At 69.7% G+C, this 15,715-nt stretch carries 17 protein-coding genes and 1 pseudogene; 4 read left to right on the top strand and 14 right to left on the bottom strand.

Features of this window, described 5'->3' with window-relative positions; all coding sequences use genetic code 11:
* The first annotated feature begins 79 nt into the window (after positions 1-79).
* Positions 80-1,045 carry a 3-keto-5-aminohexanoate cleavage protein gene (locus Q1K26_RS10610; protein WP_300009852.1) on the top strand — a complete coding sequence of 322 codons (966 nt, stop codon included), beginning with the start codon at positions 80-82 and terminating at the stop codon, positions 1,043-1,045.
* Between the two features lie 41 nt (positions 1,046-1,086).
* On the opposite strand, the gene Q1K26_RS10605 is transcribed toward Q1K26_RS10610, so the two are convergent.
* From Q1K26_RS10605 to dapA, 3 genes are read right to left on the bottom strand one after another with little or no spacing between them, the layout of a single operon-like run.
* Positions 1,087-1,842: an SDR family NAD(P)-dependent oxidoreductase gene (locus Q1K26_RS10605; RefSeq protein WP_300009849.1), complete on the bottom strand. Its 756-nt coding sequence runs from the start codon at positions 1,840-1,842 to the stop codon at positions 1,087-1,089.
* Positions 1,839-2,726, bottom strand: coding sequence for an alpha/beta fold hydrolase (locus Q1K26_RS10600; RefSeq protein WP_300009846.1), 888 nt, complete (start codon positions 2,724-2,726; stop codon positions 1,839-1,841). The genes Q1K26_RS10605 and Q1K26_RS10600 overlap by 4 nt, the downstream gene beginning before the upstream one ends.
* 48 nt (positions 2,727-2,774) lie before the next feature.
* Positions 2,775-3,701 (bottom strand): 4-hydroxy-tetrahydrodipicolinate synthase, encoded by a 927-nt coding sequence (dapA, locus tag Q1K26_RS10595; protein WP_300009833.1) that lies wholly within the window; start codon positions 3,699-3,701, stop codon positions 2,775-2,777.
* A gap of 245 nt (positions 3,702-3,946) precedes the next feature.
* On the opposite strand from dapA, the gene Q1K26_RS10590 reads away from it, so the two are divergent.
* From Q1K26_RS10590 to Q1K26_RS10580, 3 genes are all read left to right on the top strand, one after another.
* Positions 3,947-5,122 (top strand): MFS transporter, encoded by a 1,176-nt coding sequence (locus Q1K26_RS10590; protein ID WP_300009829.1) that lies wholly within the window; start codon positions 3,947-3,949, stop codon positions 5,120-5,122.
* Between the two features lie 77 nt (positions 5,123-5,199).
* Positions 5,200-5,934, top strand: coding sequence for a class II aldolase/adducin family protein (locus tag Q1K26_RS10585; protein ID WP_300009826.1), 735 nt, complete (start codon positions 5,200-5,202; stop codon positions 5,932-5,934).
* 10 nt (positions 5,935-5,944) lie between these two features.
* Positions 5,945-6,748 (top strand): IclR family transcriptional regulator, encoded by an 804-nt coding sequence (locus Q1K26_RS10580; protein WP_300009822.1) that lies wholly within the window; start codon positions 5,945-5,947, stop codon positions 6,746-6,748.
* Between the two features lie 18 nt (positions 6,749-6,766).
* Here the strand turns inward: Q1K26_RS10580 and Q1K26_RS10575 are convergent, their stop codons facing one another.
* From Q1K26_RS10575 to Q1K26_RS10525, 11 genes and pseudogenes are all read right to left on the bottom strand, one after another.
* Positions 6,767-7,999: an FAD-dependent oxidoreductase gene (locus Q1K26_RS10575; protein ID WP_300009820.1), complete on the bottom strand. Its 1,233-nt coding sequence runs from the start codon at positions 7,997-7,999 to the stop codon at positions 6,767-6,769.
* Positions 7,996-8,193, bottom strand: coding sequence for a ferredoxin (locus tag Q1K26_RS10570; RefSeq protein ID WP_300009817.1), 198 nt, complete (start codon positions 8,191-8,193; stop codon positions 7,996-7,998). Before Q1K26_RS10570 ends, Q1K26_RS10575 begins: the two co-directional genes overlap by 4 nt.
* An 80-nt stretch (positions 8,194-8,273) precedes the next feature.
* The gene (hcaB, locus tag Q1K26_RS10565) at positions 8,274-9,062 is read right to left on the bottom strand and encodes a 3-(cis-5,6-dihydroxycyclohexa-1,3-dien-1-yl)propanoate dehydrogenase (RefSeq protein WP_300009813.1); all 789 of its coding nucleotides are present in this window, start codon (positions 9,060-9,062) and stop codon (positions 8,274-8,276) included.
* Entirely contained in the window at positions 9,062-9,280 is a 219-nt protein-coding gene (locus tag Q1K26_RS10560) for a hypothetical protein (RefSeq protein ID WP_300009810.1), read from the bottom strand. The genes hcaB and Q1K26_RS10560 overlap by 1 nt, the downstream gene beginning before the upstream one ends.
* Before the next feature lie 17 nt (positions 9,281-9,297).
* Positions 9,298-9,882 (bottom strand): 3-phenylpropionate/cinnamic acid dioxygenase subunit beta, encoded by a 585-nt coding sequence (locus Q1K26_RS10555; RefSeq protein WP_300009807.1) that lies wholly within the window; start codon positions 9,880-9,882, stop codon positions 9,298-9,300.
* Positions 9,879-11,288 carry an aromatic ring-hydroxylating dioxygenase subunit alpha gene (locus Q1K26_RS10550; protein WP_300009804.1) on the bottom strand — a complete coding sequence of 470 codons (1,410 nt, stop codon included), beginning with the start codon at positions 11,286-11,288 and terminating at the stop codon, positions 9,879-9,881. The genes Q1K26_RS10555 and Q1K26_RS10550 overlap by 4 nt, the downstream gene beginning before the upstream one ends.
* A gap of 323 nt (positions 11,289-11,611) precedes the next feature.
* Complete coding sequence (locus Q1K26_RS10545; RefSeq protein ID WP_300009801.1) at positions 11,612-12,742, bottom strand: epoxide hydrolase family protein; 1,131 nt, start codon at positions 12,740-12,742, stop codon at positions 11,612-11,614.
* A 94-nt stretch (positions 12,743-12,836) separates the two neighbouring features.
* On the bottom strand, positions 12,837-13,658 hold the full coding sequence (locus tag Q1K26_RS10540) for an SDR family oxidoreductase (protein ID WP_300009798.1): 822 nt from the start codon (positions 13,656-13,658) through the stop codon (positions 12,837-12,839).
* A gap of 10 nt (positions 13,659-13,668) precedes the next feature.
* Positions 13,669-14,202 carry a flavin reductase family protein gene (locus Q1K26_RS10535; protein ID WP_300009795.1) on the bottom strand — a complete coding sequence of 178 codons (534 nt, stop codon included), beginning with the start codon at positions 14,200-14,202 and terminating at the stop codon, positions 13,669-13,671.
* Positions 14,202-15,443, bottom strand: a complete 1,242-nt coding sequence (locus tag Q1K26_RS10530) for a styrene monooxygenase/indole monooxygenase family protein (RefSeq protein WP_300009792.1) — start codon at positions 15,441-15,443, stop codon at positions 14,202-14,204. Before Q1K26_RS10530 ends, Q1K26_RS10535 begins: the two co-directional genes overlap by 1 nt.
* A gap of 169 nt (positions 15,444-15,612) precedes the next feature.
* Positions 15,613-15,715: pseudogene (locus tag Q1K26_RS10525) on the bottom strand (IS5/IS1182 family transposase); the annotation flags it as partial.

The following is a 15,715-nucleotide window of genomic DNA, read 5'->3' as shown; positions in this document are numbered from 1 at the left end:
GCCCCTCTGGCCGGCGGGTCGTAGCGTCCCAGGCCAAATATCGAACCTTTCGACGTCACACCTGGACGAGGGAGTTGCCGTGGCCACGCCGTCACTGTGGGAAGCCGCCAGCCAGGAGCTCGCCGAGTATGCGTTCCACGCCGACGCTTCCGTCCAGCCGTCCTGGGACGTGCCCGACAGGATCGCCATCAACTGCGCGGTCGCGGGTCGTGCCGGCGCCGGCAGCTCGCCCGACTACCCCGTCGATGTCGAGGAGTACCTGGACGCCGCCTCCCAGGTGATCGAGGCGGGCGCGTGCGGCGTGCACATCGACTTCACCTGGGTCACCGACTCCAAGGGCCGCCGGCTGGACAAGGACCTTCCGCCCACCGAGGCGTACGGCCTGGTCCTCGAGCCCCTGCGGGAGCGGTTCGGCAACGGGTTCGTGTCGAACGTGAACGTGCTCAACGGCGGGTCTTTCGAGGAGTGCATGAGCCCCGCCGTGGCGGGCCAGGCGGAGGTCGCGCCGTGCGCCGCCGGGCATCCCGAGGCGTTCGTCGTGCCCGCGGTCCGGGCCCTGCAGGAGCACGGCGTCAGTCCGGAGATCGTCATCCACAGCTCGGGGGAGGTCGAGCTGGCCAAGCGCCGCCTGTTCGACACTGGGCTGCTGCGGGGCCCGCGCACGAACTGGATCATCCTCTACGGACTGCCGGTGAACGTCGGCCGCACGCTGATCTCGGGCGCGTGGGCGAACGACACGAGATCCATGGCCACTCACCTGTTCCTCATGGTGGAGCAGATCCGACAGCTCGACCCACAGGCCGCGATCACGGTCTGCAACGCCGGGCGCGCCGGGCTCTACATCACCACCCTGGCCACGATGATGGGACTCAACATCCGCGTCGGCCTCGAGGACAGCCTCTGGAAGCACCCGAACGGCGACGAGATCAACAAGAGCAATCTCGAACTGTTCACCCGGGCGCGCACGATGGCCGCGGAGCTGGGCCGCACCCCCGCCACCGCGGACGAGTACCGGGCGATGATCGGTCTTCCGGCACGTGGCTGAGCGGCACGGGCTGGGGGCGAGCGCCCCAGCCCGGCCACGGATCACATCGCGGTCTGCCCGCCGTCGACGGCCAGCACATGCCCGGTGATCCAGGATGACTCGTCCGAGGCCAGGAACAGCGCGGCCGCGGCGACGTCGTCCGGTGTCCCCGGCCGTTTGAGGGGCTGCAGGGCGAGCATCATGTCGATGAACTCCCGGGTCGAGAGCTCGACGGTCTGCGCGGTGAAGGGCACGAAGCCCGGTGCGATCGCGTTGCAGCGGATGCCGTGGGGTCCGTAGTCCACCGCGACGGACCTCGTGAGCCCGATGACGCCCGCCTTGCTGGCCGCGTGCGGGCCGTGCCCGGGGATACCGACGAGACCGGACGTCGATGCGGTGTTGATGATCGAACCGCTTCCCTGCCGCTGCATCTGGCGCAGGGCGTACTTGCATCCGAAGTACACCTGGGTCAGCTCGAAGGACATGGTGAAATCCCAGTCCTCCGTGCTCAGATCGGCGATCGGTGCCATGCGCACGAGGCCGGCGTTGTTGTACATGACATCGAGCCGGCCGTGGGTGTCCACCGTGGTCTCGACGAGTGCGGCGACCTGACCCTCGTCGGTGACGTCGGCCTTGACGAAGGACGCGGAGCCTCCTGCCGCCTCGATGTCGTCCGTGACGGCCTGTCCGCCCTTCTCGTCCAGGTCGGCCACGACGACCGTGGCGCCTTCCCGGGCGAAGAGCAGGGCGGCCGCCCTGCCCTGGCCGGCGGCCCCTCCGGTGATGACGGCGACCTTCTCCGACAGACGGCCGCTCATGCGCTCGCCCCGGACCCCGCGACGCCCGCCAGGAACGCGGCGAGCACCTGGTGGAACTCGTCCGGCCGTTCGAACTGCGGCCAGTGCCCGGCGTCCTCCATGAGGTGCCAGACCGCGCCGGGGATCAACTCGCAGGCCGCCTTCCCCACGTCCCACTGCATCGTCGGGTTGTGCCGGGTCCACAGCACGAGCGTCGGGCATGAGATCTTCCGCAGTGCCTGCGCGTCGAGCACGTCCTGATCGCCTGCGGCGGCGGTCAGGCCGTCGAGCAACCGCTCGTTGACGGCCAGGAAGTCGGGCTGGGTGAAGATCCGGTAGCGCGTCTCGACGAGCTCGTCGGTGATCAGGCCGGGGTCGTGCACGAGCCACTCCAGGCGGGTTCGGACCGTCTCCCGCGTGGGATCGGCGAACGCGCGCTGGGTCGCCTCCCGGACCTTGGCCCCGAGCCGGCGGGTCAGCTCCGCGCCGTCGGCATCGAGCTGCAGGCCGGCGCCGGTCGCGCTGACGAGCGCCGCCACCCGGTCGGGCCGGTGCACCGCGAGCCACCCGGCGACCCAACCACCGAGGGACTGCCCGACGAGGGTGGCCCGTTGCGCGCCGATCGCGTCCAGGAAGGCCAGTACGTGCTCGGCCAGTGCCGGGATGGTGTAGTCGATGACGGGCTTGTCGGTGAAGCCGTGACCGAGCATGTCCAGCGCATAGACGTGGTGCGTGCGCGCCAGCGTGGCCACGTTGCGGATCCAGGTCTCGGCGTGCCCGCTGATGCCGTGCAGCAGCACGAGCGGTTCCCCCGATCCGGCCTCGATGCAGCGGGTGCGGTGTCCGCTCGCGTCGTAGTAGCGGGTCTGCGCGCCCAGCGCCTCCACCCAGAACGACTCGGCCATGGCCTTCCTCTCATGCTTCGATGACGACGCGCTTCGGCAGTTCCCTCGTCACTGCCGCGGCGAGGATGCTCCGAACAGGAGCTCGGGATGGCGCCGGGCGCGTTCGAGCGCCGCGTCCAGTCGAGCCTCGAGGGCCGGATCGGCCGGGACCATCGGCAACCGGTGCTCGTTGCGAGCGAGCAGACCCGACTGCCGCATCATGTACTTGAGCGCGATGGGGTTGGTGTCCCAGAAGATGGCCCGGTTGAGCTCGTGGAGGGCGGCGCCGATCCGGCGGGCGGTGGGCAGGTCGCTGCGGTCCACGGCCTCGAACAGGGCGACGACGTCGCGCGGCGCGATGTTCGCCAGCGCGTTGACCATGCCGGACGCACCGGCCGCGAGCATCGGCAACGTCAGGTGCTCGAGGCCCACCAGCACGGTGAACTCACCGGCGGTCCTCGCCATGAGGTCGGAGACGAAGTCGACGTCGGCCGACGCGTGCTTCACGCCGACAAGGTTGTCGCACGCGTCCTTCATCGCGAGCAGCGTGTCGACCGTCACCGAGACCCCGGCGCGCCCGGGGATGTGGTAGAGCAGGACCGGAAGGTGCGGGACCGTCGACGCCACCCGGTGCATGTACCGGATCAGCCCGCGCTGCGGGGGCTGCGAGTAGTAGGGCGTGACGACGAGCACCGCGTCCGCGCCTGCGGTGGCGGCCTGCTCGGTCAGCCAGAGCGTCTCGTCCAGCGACTGCGAGCCGGTCGCGGCCACCACGGGACACCGGCCGGCGACCACCTCGACGGCCACCGAGACGAGCTCGGCGCGCTCCTGCGCCGCCAGTGTGCTCGGCTCGCCGGTGGTGCCGTTGACCACGATCCCGTGTGACCCGGCCTCGATCTGGAACTCGATCAGGTCGCGGTAGGTGTCCAGGTCCAGGCGCTCGTCGCGAAACGGCGTGACGATCGGCGGCAGGGAGCCCCGAAGTGCATCGGTCACCTTCGCCACCCCGCGTTCTGGCTCCTCGCTATCACGGCCCGACTTTCCCTCTAGGCGAAGAGTATTGTCAAGAGCAGAATCGAAGCCCGGCCGCACCTATCGCGCTCCCTGGCTTGCCGCGCCGCCGCGGGCCGTCCTAAAGTTCGGTACGCCGAGGTCGTTTCCTCCTGGCAGAACAGCCGCCCCACCCGCACCCCCAGCAGCGCGACCTCACGGAGGGCCCCCGTGCTCGAAGCCCCGATCCGGTGAGGGAGCGACCGTTTCCGTCCCGCCGACCCCGGCTGGACGCGACCGGATCGGGACTCTCGGCGTTGCTGTTCTGCGCCGGGCTCGGCCTGGCGACGGTCGCCCTGCCCCTGGTCGCGCTCCTGTCCGGCTACAGCGGTGTGGCCGTCGGGATCTTCGCTTCGGTGTCGGCCGTCAGCCAGATGGGAGTGCGGTTCTTCCTGGCCGCGGCGATGCGGCGCTGGAGCGACCGTTCCCTCGTCGCCGTGGCCGGGCTGCTGCTGGCCGCCTCGAACGGGCTCGTGGCCCTGTCCACGGAGCTCGTGCCGTTCCTCGTGGCCGAACTGCTCCAGGGGGCGGCCAGGGCCTGCTTCTGGACCGGCGCCCAGACCCACGTCGTGCGCGGCAGGCTGACCGCGGTCAGGGCGCTGGCGAACCTCAACCTCACCTCGTCGCTGGGAATACTCGCCGGGCCCGCCGCCGCGGGCGTGCTGATCGACCACGATCCCGACCTGGCCCTGTGGGTGGCGGCCGTGGTGTCGCTGCTGTCCTTCGTCCCCGCCATGGCGTTGGACCGGCTGCCGCCCTTCACGCTCCCCTCGGAAGGCCGGCCGCGTGGCGGGCTGCGGCACCGGCCCGCCGTTCGTGCCGGCTTGCTGGCCTCCGGATGCGAAGGCAGCTGGCGCGCGCTGCTCAACTCCTACGTCCCCGTGATCCTCGACGCCGCACGGCAGTCGTCGTCGGTGATCGGGATCCTGATCTCCGCCGCCAACGCCGCGTCCATCGTGAGCTCCGTGGCCGTCGCGCGAGTCCGTTCCGGACGCGCGTCGCTCGCCGTCTCGCTGAGCATCGTCGCCGCGGGGGCGGGCATCGCCGCGCTGGCGGTCACCGCTGAGCACGCCGTGCCCGCAGCGATCGCGCTCGCGGTGTCCGGGCTCGGCGCAGGCGCCCTGCAGACCATGGGTCCGGCCATGGCCGCGACGGCCGTCGACCCGCAGGAGAAGGGCGAGGCCATCGCCGTGACCGGCACCGTCCGGGCCGCAGCGCTGCTCGTCGTGCCGCTCGCGGTGGCCGGCATGGTGAGCGTGATCCCCCTCGTCGCGGCGGTGACCCTCTCCGGCGGCCTCCTCGCGGTGCCGGCAGCCGCAGCTCTACGCGGGCGCGGGGGCACAGAGCCCCGGGCCGCGACCGGGTAGCCCAAGTGTCTGCTGGACAGAGCAACGTCCCGTCTTCTAGAAATAGCTCACCTGCCGCCGAGATCGTGAGGACCGACGTGACGAACGTGGACGCCCTGCGCCATGAGATCGCCCGCGCCTGCCGGGTGCTGGCGGCACGCCAGCTCGCAGAGGGGATCCTGGGCCACATCAGCGTGCGCGTCGACGACGACCACCTGCTGGTGCGGTGTCGCGGGCCGCGCGAGCGCGGGCTCGCCTTCACCGAGTACGCCGACATCAGGCTCGTCGACCTCGATGGGAACGGCGACCTCGACGGCGGATACCGGGTGCCCAACGAACTCCCCCTGCACACGGAGGTGCTGCGGACCCGGGGGGACGTCCGCACCGTGATCCACGCGCACCCGCCCGCCGTGGTCGCGGCCGACCTCGCCGGCATCGCGATCCGGCCGATCATCGGCGCGTTCGACATCCCCGGCGCCCGGCTCGCCGAGGGCGGCGTACCCGTCTACCCGCGCGCCGTTCTGGTGCGCGACCGCAGGCTGGCCGCGGAGATGATCGAGGCGATGGGCGACCGCCCCGTCGTGCTGCTGCGCGGGCACGGCCTCACCGCCGTCGGCGATTCCCCCGCTCAGGCCGTGCTCCGGGCGATCAGCGTGGACTCCATCGCCCGGCTGTCGCTCGCCGTCACCGGTGCGGGCGGCACGCTGGTCGACGTCCCGGACGAGGACATGGCCGAGCTGCCCGACCTGGGCACCGGCTTCAACGAGGCGACAGCATGGCGACACGAGATCGCCCGGCTCGTCGAACCGCCGGACACCACCTGGGACCGGTAGAGTTTCTGCTGTGAAGAGAACCAGCACCGGGCCTGCCGTGCAGTCGAGCACGGCCGCGATGCCGCAGTATCCGATCGAGTCGGTCGACAACGCCCTCAAGGTTCTGCTCCTCCTGGGCGAGCGGTCGGAGCTGCGGCTGACCGACGTGAGCGAGTACCTCGGAGTCGCCTCCTCCACAGCGCACCGATTGCTGGCGATGCTGCAGTACCGGGGCTTCGTCCGGCAGAACGAGCGGACCAAGGTCTACGGTCCGGGCACCGCTCTGACCGGCGTCGCGTTCTCCATCCTGCAGCGCTTCGACTTCCGCAGCGTGCTGCGCCCGTACCTGGAGCGGCTCAACACCGACCTCGCGGAGACTGTCCACCTCGGCCTGCTCGACGGTACGACCGTCCGCTTCATCGACGCCCTGGAGAGCCCCAAGGCGGTGCGGGTCGCGTCCAGGCTCGGCCGCTCGATGCCGGCCCACGCCACTTCCACCGGCAAGGCCCTGCTGGCCCAGCTGTCTACCGCCGAGCTGCACGCGCTCTACCCTGACGAGGAGCTCGAGGGGCTCACCAGCCACAGCGTCCGGCTGCGCAGTGACCTGGAGGCCCAGCTCGCGACCGTCCGCAAGCGCGGCTACGCCACCAGCACCGAGGAGAGCGAGGCCGGCGTGTCGTCGGTGGCCGTGGCGTTCCCCTTCCGCAGCACACCTGCGCGCATCGCGTTCAACGCGGCCGTGCCGGCCAGCCGGATGTCGGCCGCCGACCAGCGGGCCATCGGCGCCACCCTGCGCGCCACGGTCGCCGAGGCCGCAGAGTTGCTGCACGGCTGACGGCCGGGCAGCCCCGCGTCAGCCCGCGCCGCTCGACCGCACGGACGCGTCGCGCTGCTGCAGGCCGGAACGGAACTCGGCCAGCGTGGTGCCGGCGGCGAGCGCCCTGCGCCCGGTGACCAGCGCCTTGGGCCAGTTGACCGTCACCAGCCCGGCGAGCGGGCCGTCCTCGTCGCCGTAGAGCACCGCGAACCGCGTGCCCGTGGGGTCGCCGAGGATCTCGTGCCGGGACCGGCCGGTGCGCCCGGCGATCTGGATCTTCCAGTCGTACTGGTCGCTCCAGACGTACTCGACCGGCGTGTAGGGCCGGGGGTCGTCCGGGAAGGTGATGTTGTGCGCCACCACGGCGGCCTGCTCCACCGCGTTCGTCCAGTGTTCGACGCGGACCCGCTCGCCGTGCCGGAGGTGCCACCAGCGGGCGACGTCCCCGACCGCGTACACCCGCGGGGAGCCGATCGCGCGGCAGTGCTCGTCGCACACCAGCCCGTCGTCGACCAGCAGGCCTGACGAGGCCAACCAGCCGTCGTTCGGCACCGCTCCGATCCCCACAACGACCGTCGACGCGTTGAGCACCCTGCCGTCGGTGAGCGCAACGCGCAGCGCGCCGCGGCGGCCCTCGATGCCCTCCACCCCGACGCCGAACGCGGTCGCGACGCCGTGCCGCTCGTGCAGCCCGACGAAGAGGCCTCCGACCTCCGGACCGAGGATGCGCGCCATCGGCACGTCGAGCGGATCGACCATGGTGACCTCGAGCCCGAGCGCGCGGGCGGTGGCGGCCACCTCGGCTCCGATGAACCCGGCGCCCACGATCACGAGGTGCCCGCCGGCGAGCAGGTCGGAGCGGAGCGCTTCGGCATCGCCCAGGGTGCGCAGCACGTGCACCCCGGGGTGGGCCCCCCACGGGGACGGCCGCGCCTGCGCGCCGGTGGCGACGACGACGTCGTCGTAGGCCAGCCGCTCACCGTCGTCCAGCTGCAGCTCGCCCGCCGCGACGTCGAGCCGCTCCGCCCGACGGCCGAGCAGCAGTCGCACGTCCGCTGCCTGCGCGGCGTCGGCGCCGAACAACATGACGTCGTCCGCGGTCTCCGACCCGGCGAGCAACGACTTGGACAGGGGCGGCTTGTCGTAGGGCAGATGCGGCTCCTCGCCGACGAGCACCAGGTCGCCGGGATAGCCGGCGGCCCGCAGCGCCTGCGCGGTGCGTACGCCGCCGACCGAGGAACCGACGACGACCGTGGTCGGAGGTCTCATCGCTCCTCGACCACCAGCGCGTTCACCGGGCAGCTGCGCGCCGCGGACTCGACTCTCGCCCGGTCGGACTCCGATATCTCGGTCCGCAGCAGCACGACCACGCCGGCGTCGTTGATGTCGAACACGTCGTCGGCCGCGACGACGCAGTTGGCGTAGCCCTGACAGGCTCCGAGGTCGACCTTGACGACGGGCATAGGAGTTCCTCCTCGTTCATCTGATCGGACAGCGTTGTCCGATGGGACAGCGGGTGCGGCCGGCACGGTGGCAGCGAGCCTCACGCCTTGATGCCGATGCCGCCGTCGGGATGCACGACACCGCCGGTGATGCCGCGCGCGCGCTCGGAGGCGAGGAACACGTAGCTCCACGCGTGGTCCGGCCCGGACAATGCGACTCCGAGCGGGACCCGGGCGGCGAGCTCGGCGGCCCGGCCAGGCGCGTCGTCGAGGCGGCGGCTGCCCAGCCCGAGGCTGTCGAGGCCGCGCAGGTCGGTGCCCAGCGTGCCGCCGGGTGCCACGCCGTTGACGCGGATGTCGGGGGCGAGCTCGTGGGCCAGTGCCGTGACCAGGCCCCGGACGGCGTGCTTGGACGACACGTAGAGCACCCCGCCCCGGCCTGGGTAGTAGGCCGATGTGGACTCGGTGAGCAGGATTGTGCCGCGCGAGGACCGCAGAGCCGGCAGCGCGGCCTTGACGCCGTGGATGTGGCTTCTGACGTTGGTCCGGTACATCTCGTCGAACGCCTCGTCGATGCGGTCCGCGGCGAGCGCCTCGATGCCCTGGTAGAAGTCGAAGATCCCGACGCAGTTGACCAGCACGTCGAGACCGCCGAAGGTGTCGACGGCCATGGCGACAGCCTCCTCGTTCGCCGTGCGGGTGGTGGCGTCGCCGGCCACCACCGGCACGTCGGGCAGGGATGCGGCGATGGCTGCGCACTTGCCGGTGTCCCGTTCCAGCACCGCGACGCGGGCACCCTCGTCACGGAAGGCGTCGACGACGGCGCGACCGATGCCCGAGCCCGCACCGACGACGAGAGCGCGCCGCCCGGCCAGCCACCTCTCGCCCATCAATCCTCCTCCGGCACCAGCGGGCGGGATGGGTTGCCGATCATCGCCGAGAACGTTTCCGGCGACTGCCAGGTCAGCGCCTCAAGCTCCAGTGGGCACAACGTCACCCATTGCCCGGTGCGCGGTGCCTCGACGAGCAGCCGTGACCCGTTGCGGGTGTCCACCCGCCGGACCCGGATCTCCGAGAACTCGTTGGCGATCGTGATGGCCTCCCCCACGGCGCGTTCCCCCTGGCTCACAGGAACACCGCCAGGTTCTGCATCCGCAGCACGGACTCGTCGACCAGGATGGTCCGGCGCGCGAGTCGCCAGTCGTCGCCCACCCGCCGCAGCAGATCCTCGCGGCCCGCGGAGACGAGCGCGGACTCGCGGACGTCTCCGCGGCTGCGGAACAGCAGCACGGCGGAGTCGACCACGAGATGGTCCGGGTCCTCGGTGGCGAAGGTGCGCACGTTGGTGAGGTAGTGGCGCATCCGGGACGGGGGGTCCTCGGTCCAGGCGTGCTCGGTGGCGAAGCGGGCCACCCGCCTCTCGAGCGAGTATCTGTCCTCGTCGAAGTGCGCCATTCCCGGGGCGGTGTCGAAACCGGCGCCCAGCGCCGTGGTGACCCGCACCGGCATGAGGTAGTGGATATCGTCGGTGAGCAGCTCGAGCCAGACCTCGTAGTCCTGCGCGTCGAGCAGGTAGGTCTCGTCCACCAGCCACCGGTGGGCGAGCAGGTGGCGCGCGTCGTCGAACGGCAGCGTCCGCCCGACCCGCTGCTGCGTCGGAGCGTGTCCGCCCAGGGGCGAGCGCGACGAGTGCGTGGCGCCGGTGGTCACGACGGCACCCGCCCGTTCCCCACGGCTGCGGCGGTGCCGACGGTGAGCTGCGTCGGCGAGCCCGGCGGTCGCTCCAGGTGGTCCGCCCACCGGTTGAGCAGCTCGCGCTGGTTGAACTCGCTGTATCCGACGCGTGCCGTGCCCGGGCCGGCGAACTGCTCCGCCGTGAGCTCCGGTGCGACGTCGGTGCCGTCGGACAGCAGGCCCATCCGGCCGTTGAGCAGCAGCCGCCGCGCCATGGTGCCGGCAGCGGTGCTCGTCAGCGACACCCAGTTCTCGACGTCGTCCTGTTCGAACATGCCGGTGCTGCCGAAGCACATGAGGTAGGCCTTGTAGGAAAGCTGCTTGAACTCCTCGGGCGCTTCGGCGTCCACGGCGAACCAGGACAGGACCTCGGTCTCGTCCGCGCTGATCGGTTGCCACTGTCGGATCGAGACGAACGGCAGCACGTCGTCGGAGTCGGCAACCCGGGGCCAGTTGTGCACGAGGCTGAGGTTCGGGAAGACCGATGCCGCACTGATCATGAAGCCGTCGTCGCCGATCACGCCGAGCTGTGCGGGTGACCAGCTCCGCTTCATCCGCTCGATCATCTCGTCGGGGTAGCCGACATAGCGCAACCGCTCCTCGAGAGTGCCCGACGAGAGCTTGTAGGTCGTGCCGCCGCCGTTGCCGGCCCAGTAGGTGGCGCCGTCCTTGCGCTTCTCGGCCTTCGGCTCGCGGAACAGCCCGATCTCCACGACGGACGTGTGCGTCTGCGGGGTGTGGTACATGTCGCCGGCGAAGTTCTCCGCGCCGATCTTCCAGTTCGCCTTGATCCGCCAACGCTGCGGCCCTCGCAGCTCGATGCCGCTCGGGCTCTGCTTCGTGTAGTAGTCCAGATAGAAGCGGAAGTCGCCGAGGAACTCCTCCAGCGGCGGCGCGTCCGGGTCCAGGCTGAGGAAGATCAGCCCGTTGTAGGTGCCCAGCGCCGGCGCGGGCAGGAGTCTCTGCCCCGCACGTGCGAAGCCGGCCTCGCCGCCATACGCGTCCTGGTGGAACGGCAACCCGGCCAGGCGCCCGTCGTTCCGGTAGGACCAGCCGTGGTAAGGGCAGCGGAAGTGCGACGCGTTGCCCACCTCTGCCCGGCAGACCTGCATCCCGCGGTGCAGGCACATGTTGAACATCGCCTGCACCTTGCCGCGCTCGTCGCGGACGATGATGAACGAGTCCTCGAGCACTCGGCGGACCACGTAGTCCCCCACCTGCGGCACTTCGGACTCGTGCGCGACGAACAGCCAGGTCCGGCTGAACAGCCGCTCCTTCTCGAGCCGGAAGATCTCCGGGTCGTTGTAGATGTGCGCAGGGATCATCCCCTGCCGCACGTCCGCCAGCAGTCCGCTGTCGGGACCGGAAGACTGATCGGTCATCGCTGGCTCCACCCTGCGACCTGGCTGTGCACGGTCGCCCCGCTTCTGCCTGACAGAGACATACTCCTCATGTTAGAGGATCGCGGATACAGCTCGCGAGGTCAAGGGGGGCACGGGGTGGGCCCCCGTGACGAACCGGCACGTCGCACAGGCCTCACCCTCGCGAGGTGGAGGCCGATGGAGAGGCCGGCCGCTCGCGACGTCGGCACCCCACTCAGCACGCCGACCGCCGGGTGCACAGTTGCGCACCCGGCGGTCGATGCCATACGGGGTCGGACGGTTTACTGAGCCGCTACGGCGCCGGCTCATGGTGGGCGGTCTGATCAGACCCCGGCGAAGAAGGCGATCAACTCATCGGCCAGTCCATCGGGATTCTCTACGGCAGGGAAATGGCCGCCACGGTCCATCCTGGTGTAGCGCTTCAGATTGAAGTACTGCTGCACCCACGCCTCCGGTACGTGCGCCGCCTCCTTGGGGAACGCGGCGACCCCGGTCGGCACCGTGATGGTGGGGGTGCCACCGTGGCTCGGGGTCCACGGGTTCTGCAGGCTCTCCGCGTAGAACCTGGCCGAGGAGCCGACCGTCCTGGTGAACCAGTAGATGCTCAGCGTCGCCAGGATGCGGTCGCGCGGGTAGGCGTCCTCGACGTTGCCGCCGTGGTCGGTCCAGCCGTGGAACTTCTCCACCAGCCACGCGGCGGTCGCCACCGGGGAGTCCCCGATGAACGCAACGGTCTGCGGCTTGGTGGCCTGCTCGTTGAAGTAGGCCGCGCCATGCTGCCAGAACTGGGCGGTCCGCTCGGCGTACCCGGACTCCGCGGGGCTCCACAGGTCCGGCGGCACCGGGGCGAAGTCCAACGGCATCGGCATAGACGTGTGGAACCCGGTGATCGACGCTGCGTGCTTGTGCGCCATCTGTGCAGCCGTGAACCCGCCCCAGTCGAATCCGTGGACCCCGTAACGGTCGTGACCGAGCACCCCCGTCATGAGCTCGTGCATGAGGTCGGCCGATTCCACGAACCCGAGCTTCGGTACCCGGAGCGGGCTGGAGAAGCCATAGCCGGGGAGCTCCGCGATGATCACCTCGAAGCCGGACAGCCTCGGCAGCACCTCGGCGAAATCCCAGAACGTGCACGGCCAGCCACCCAGCAGCAGGATGGGCATGCCGGCGCCGGCGTTCGCCCGCACGTAGTGGATGGGCTGCCCGCCGAGCTCGACCTGGAAGTGGTCGAGCTCGTTCATCTGCGCTTCCACTGCGCGCCAGTCGAAATCGATCCACGCCGAGGTGAGCTCGCGCAGGTACGATTCGGAGGCTCCGTAGTGCCAGGTGTCGTTGCCAAGGTCACCCGGCCAGCGCGCCGACCGTAGCCGCTGCCGGAGATCCTCCAGGTCCTGGTCGGATACGTTGATCGTGAACGGCTCCGGCTGTGCCTTAACCTCTTGCACGCTCGACATCACTCGACAATCCATTTCTCATAGTGGCGCTCCATTGCGACCCGTTCGGGTTCTTCCTCGTCGGCCCCGTGACCGGAGCGGACCTCAGGTCTGTTCACAGATCACCCCCGCCGGCAGCGCCTGTCGCGCCGCGAATCGCGTAACCGCCGTCCGAAGGAACGACCACTCCGGTGATGCCGGCTGCTTCCGAGGACGCCAGAAACGCGGCCACGGCGGCATGATCCGCTGTGTCGTTGATCCGTTGCAGCGGGGTCGATGCAGCGATGAAGTCGCCCATACCCGGCGCGTCGAACACCGACCGGTCGTCGCCGAAGTCCTGGCCGAGCGAAACAGCGTTGCGCATATCTGTGAACGTTCCGCCCGGCGATACCCCATTGACTCGGATTTTCGGCGCCAGCTCGTACGCCAACTCCCGGATCAGGCCGATGACGGAGTGCTTCGCCATCGTGTAGATCAGGCCGCCCTGATTGGTGTGCGAACCGGCGGAAGAGGCAGTGAACACCATGCATCCCCCGCTGTCCAGCAGCTTCGGCAACGCGGACCTCGCGCCGAGCAGATAACCCTTGACGTTGACGGCGAACACCGGGTCGAACAGCTTTTCCAGCTGTTCGTTGTCCGTATGGGCCAGGCCGAGGAACCCGTCGAAGACACCCGCGTTGCCGACGAACACGTCCAGCCGCCCGAAGCTGTCGACGGCGGCGGCAACGGCTCGTTCGTTATCCTGCGCGCTGGTGACGTCGGCCTGCACAGCGACGCAACTGTCCCCGAGCGCCGCACCGACGGTCTGCACCTTCCGTTCATCGATGTCGACCGCGACAACTCGCGCACCTTCTTCGACGAACCGGTCGCAGTAGGCCCTGCCGATACCCGAGCCGGCACCCGTGACGAGGACGACCCGTCCGGCAAATCTCTTCACCATGTTCTCCCTACAGTTGATCCGAGAAGTCGGGATGCGTCGCCGCGACGCGGTAGCACCCCGAGTGCAACACGAGCGGGTCACCGTCGAACTGCTCGTACTGCTGCACCTCGCCGACGAAGATGCTGTGATCGCCACCGTCGTACCGGTTCACCTGCCGGCAGACGAATCGTGCGATCACTCCGTCTATCAGCGGGACGCCGCCGGGCCCGTCGATGACGTCGACACAGGAGAACTTGTCCGCGGCCGGGGTGGAGAACTGCCGCGACAGGTGGTGCTGGTCGGCGGCGAGGACATGTATCGCAAAATGTCCCGCAGCGTGGAAGTCCGTGTGGCTCGGAGCCCGTCTCGCGAGACAGAACAGCACCAGCGGTGGGTCCAGCGACAAGGACGTGAACGAGTTGACCGTGATGCCGGCCCGCCTCCCGTCCGGCGCACCGGTGGTGATGACCGTGACGCCCGTGGCGTACGTTCCCAGGGCGCGGCGGAGCTCCCGGCGGTCACCCCGGTCGGCGGTCGGCCGGCGACCCCGCGCCGAACTCATCACCGCTCGACCTGTGCCAGTACTTCCTCGGCCGCGGCGGGGTCGACCATCCAGGGGAATGCCGACGGCGGGTGGCTGAAGCAGTGGAACAGCTTCCTGGCCAGCTCGGGGTTCTGGGCCGCTGCGGCGAAGATCTTCTGCTGATGTACCGGTACCGGCATCATCAGACCGTTGTTGAACACGTCCGCATACTGCTCGTAGGAGTTCCAGAACTCGTCCCAGGTGTGCTGGATCCACTCGGCGTCAAAGGCCTTGTCGCCGCGGTCGAGAATCGCCTTGAGCATGTGGTGGCCGCTCTTCACGGCACTGTTCAGGCCCTGGCCGCCGATCCCGTCCTTCGTGGAGAGGGTGTCGCCGATCCCGGTGAGCAGGGCTCCGGACGGCAGCTTGGCAACCGGCTTACGGACCGTCGGGGTGATCCGTCCACGAATCGCAGCGCCAGGATCGGCCAGCCGCATGTCCTTGACCCGCTCCCACTCCCACGGCATGCATTCCTTGACGAACTGCTTGCTCACCTCGACCTGTTCCTCGTTCGATGACACGTGCATGAACCGGTCCATCGGACTGCCCGGCACGGCGTCGAAGATGAGGAAGACCGCCGGTTCCTCGTCGGTGTTGAGGAAGGTACCGCAGATGACCTCTCCGACGTCGAGCATCTTGGTGTAGTGCAGCGGAGCGAAGCCGACGGCGTCGACCCAACCAGGATGGTCCTTCACGACGACCATCGATATGTTGCGCTGCGGCTCGGCGAAGATGCATTTCTCGTCGTCCCGCGCGAAGAACGAGGAGATCTTCCCCTTACCGGCGGCGACGACGGTCAGATCGGTGTCGGCTGCGCACCGCTCGAGGTCGTCAGGGGTGATCTCCCTGACGACCACGCGGCCGCCCAGGCGCTCGAATTCCGCCATCCAGGCAACGCATTTCAGCCGCAGGTCGACGCACCGCCACGGCCCGTCGTGCCACGGTCCCTCGATGGTGGTCACCAGGTCTCCGCCCGGCGCGACGACGTCGAAATGAACGCCCTCCAACTCCTGCACCCGGTCGTCCCAGGTGTTCAGCCCCAACTCGGCCTCGACCGCCTGGCCGGCGAACGAGAGGCCCGCGGACGAGGGGACGAAACCGTTGCGGATCGCCTCCGGGTCCCGGTCCGAGTAGAGGGTGACGTCGTATCCTGCACGGACCAGACCGATGCCGAGGATCAGACCTGCGGGACCGGCCCCGATGATTGAGATCGAACGCACATTCACTCCGTTGTTCTACGGACGAGCGTCCCACCCGTCCTGGACATTAGATTTCCCACGCCATATCGATTTCCGTGATGATTCGACATTAGCGCGGGCAACCATGCCCAGCTATCCGGTCAGCGCGGTGACTGAGTCCTTCCCAGTAGCGATCGGCCGGGCCGGTTGATCACGTCGTCCGGCCGTGCTGGTGGTGAAGCAGGACGAGCGCCGCAGCGGTGATGGTGCCGATCCGCCAGGGGCACAGGCTCACCCGTCGCAGGGCCTTGAAG

Origin of the sequence: Pseudonocardia sp. (assembly GCF_029263155.1) — a bacterium.
Classification (GTDB): domain Bacteria; phylum Actinomycetota; class Actinomycetes; order Mycobacteriales; family Pseudonocardiaceae; genus Pseudonocardia.
The sequence above is the reverse complement of the archived record's forward strand: the minus strand, read 5'-3'. Positions and strand labels throughout refer to the sequence as shown.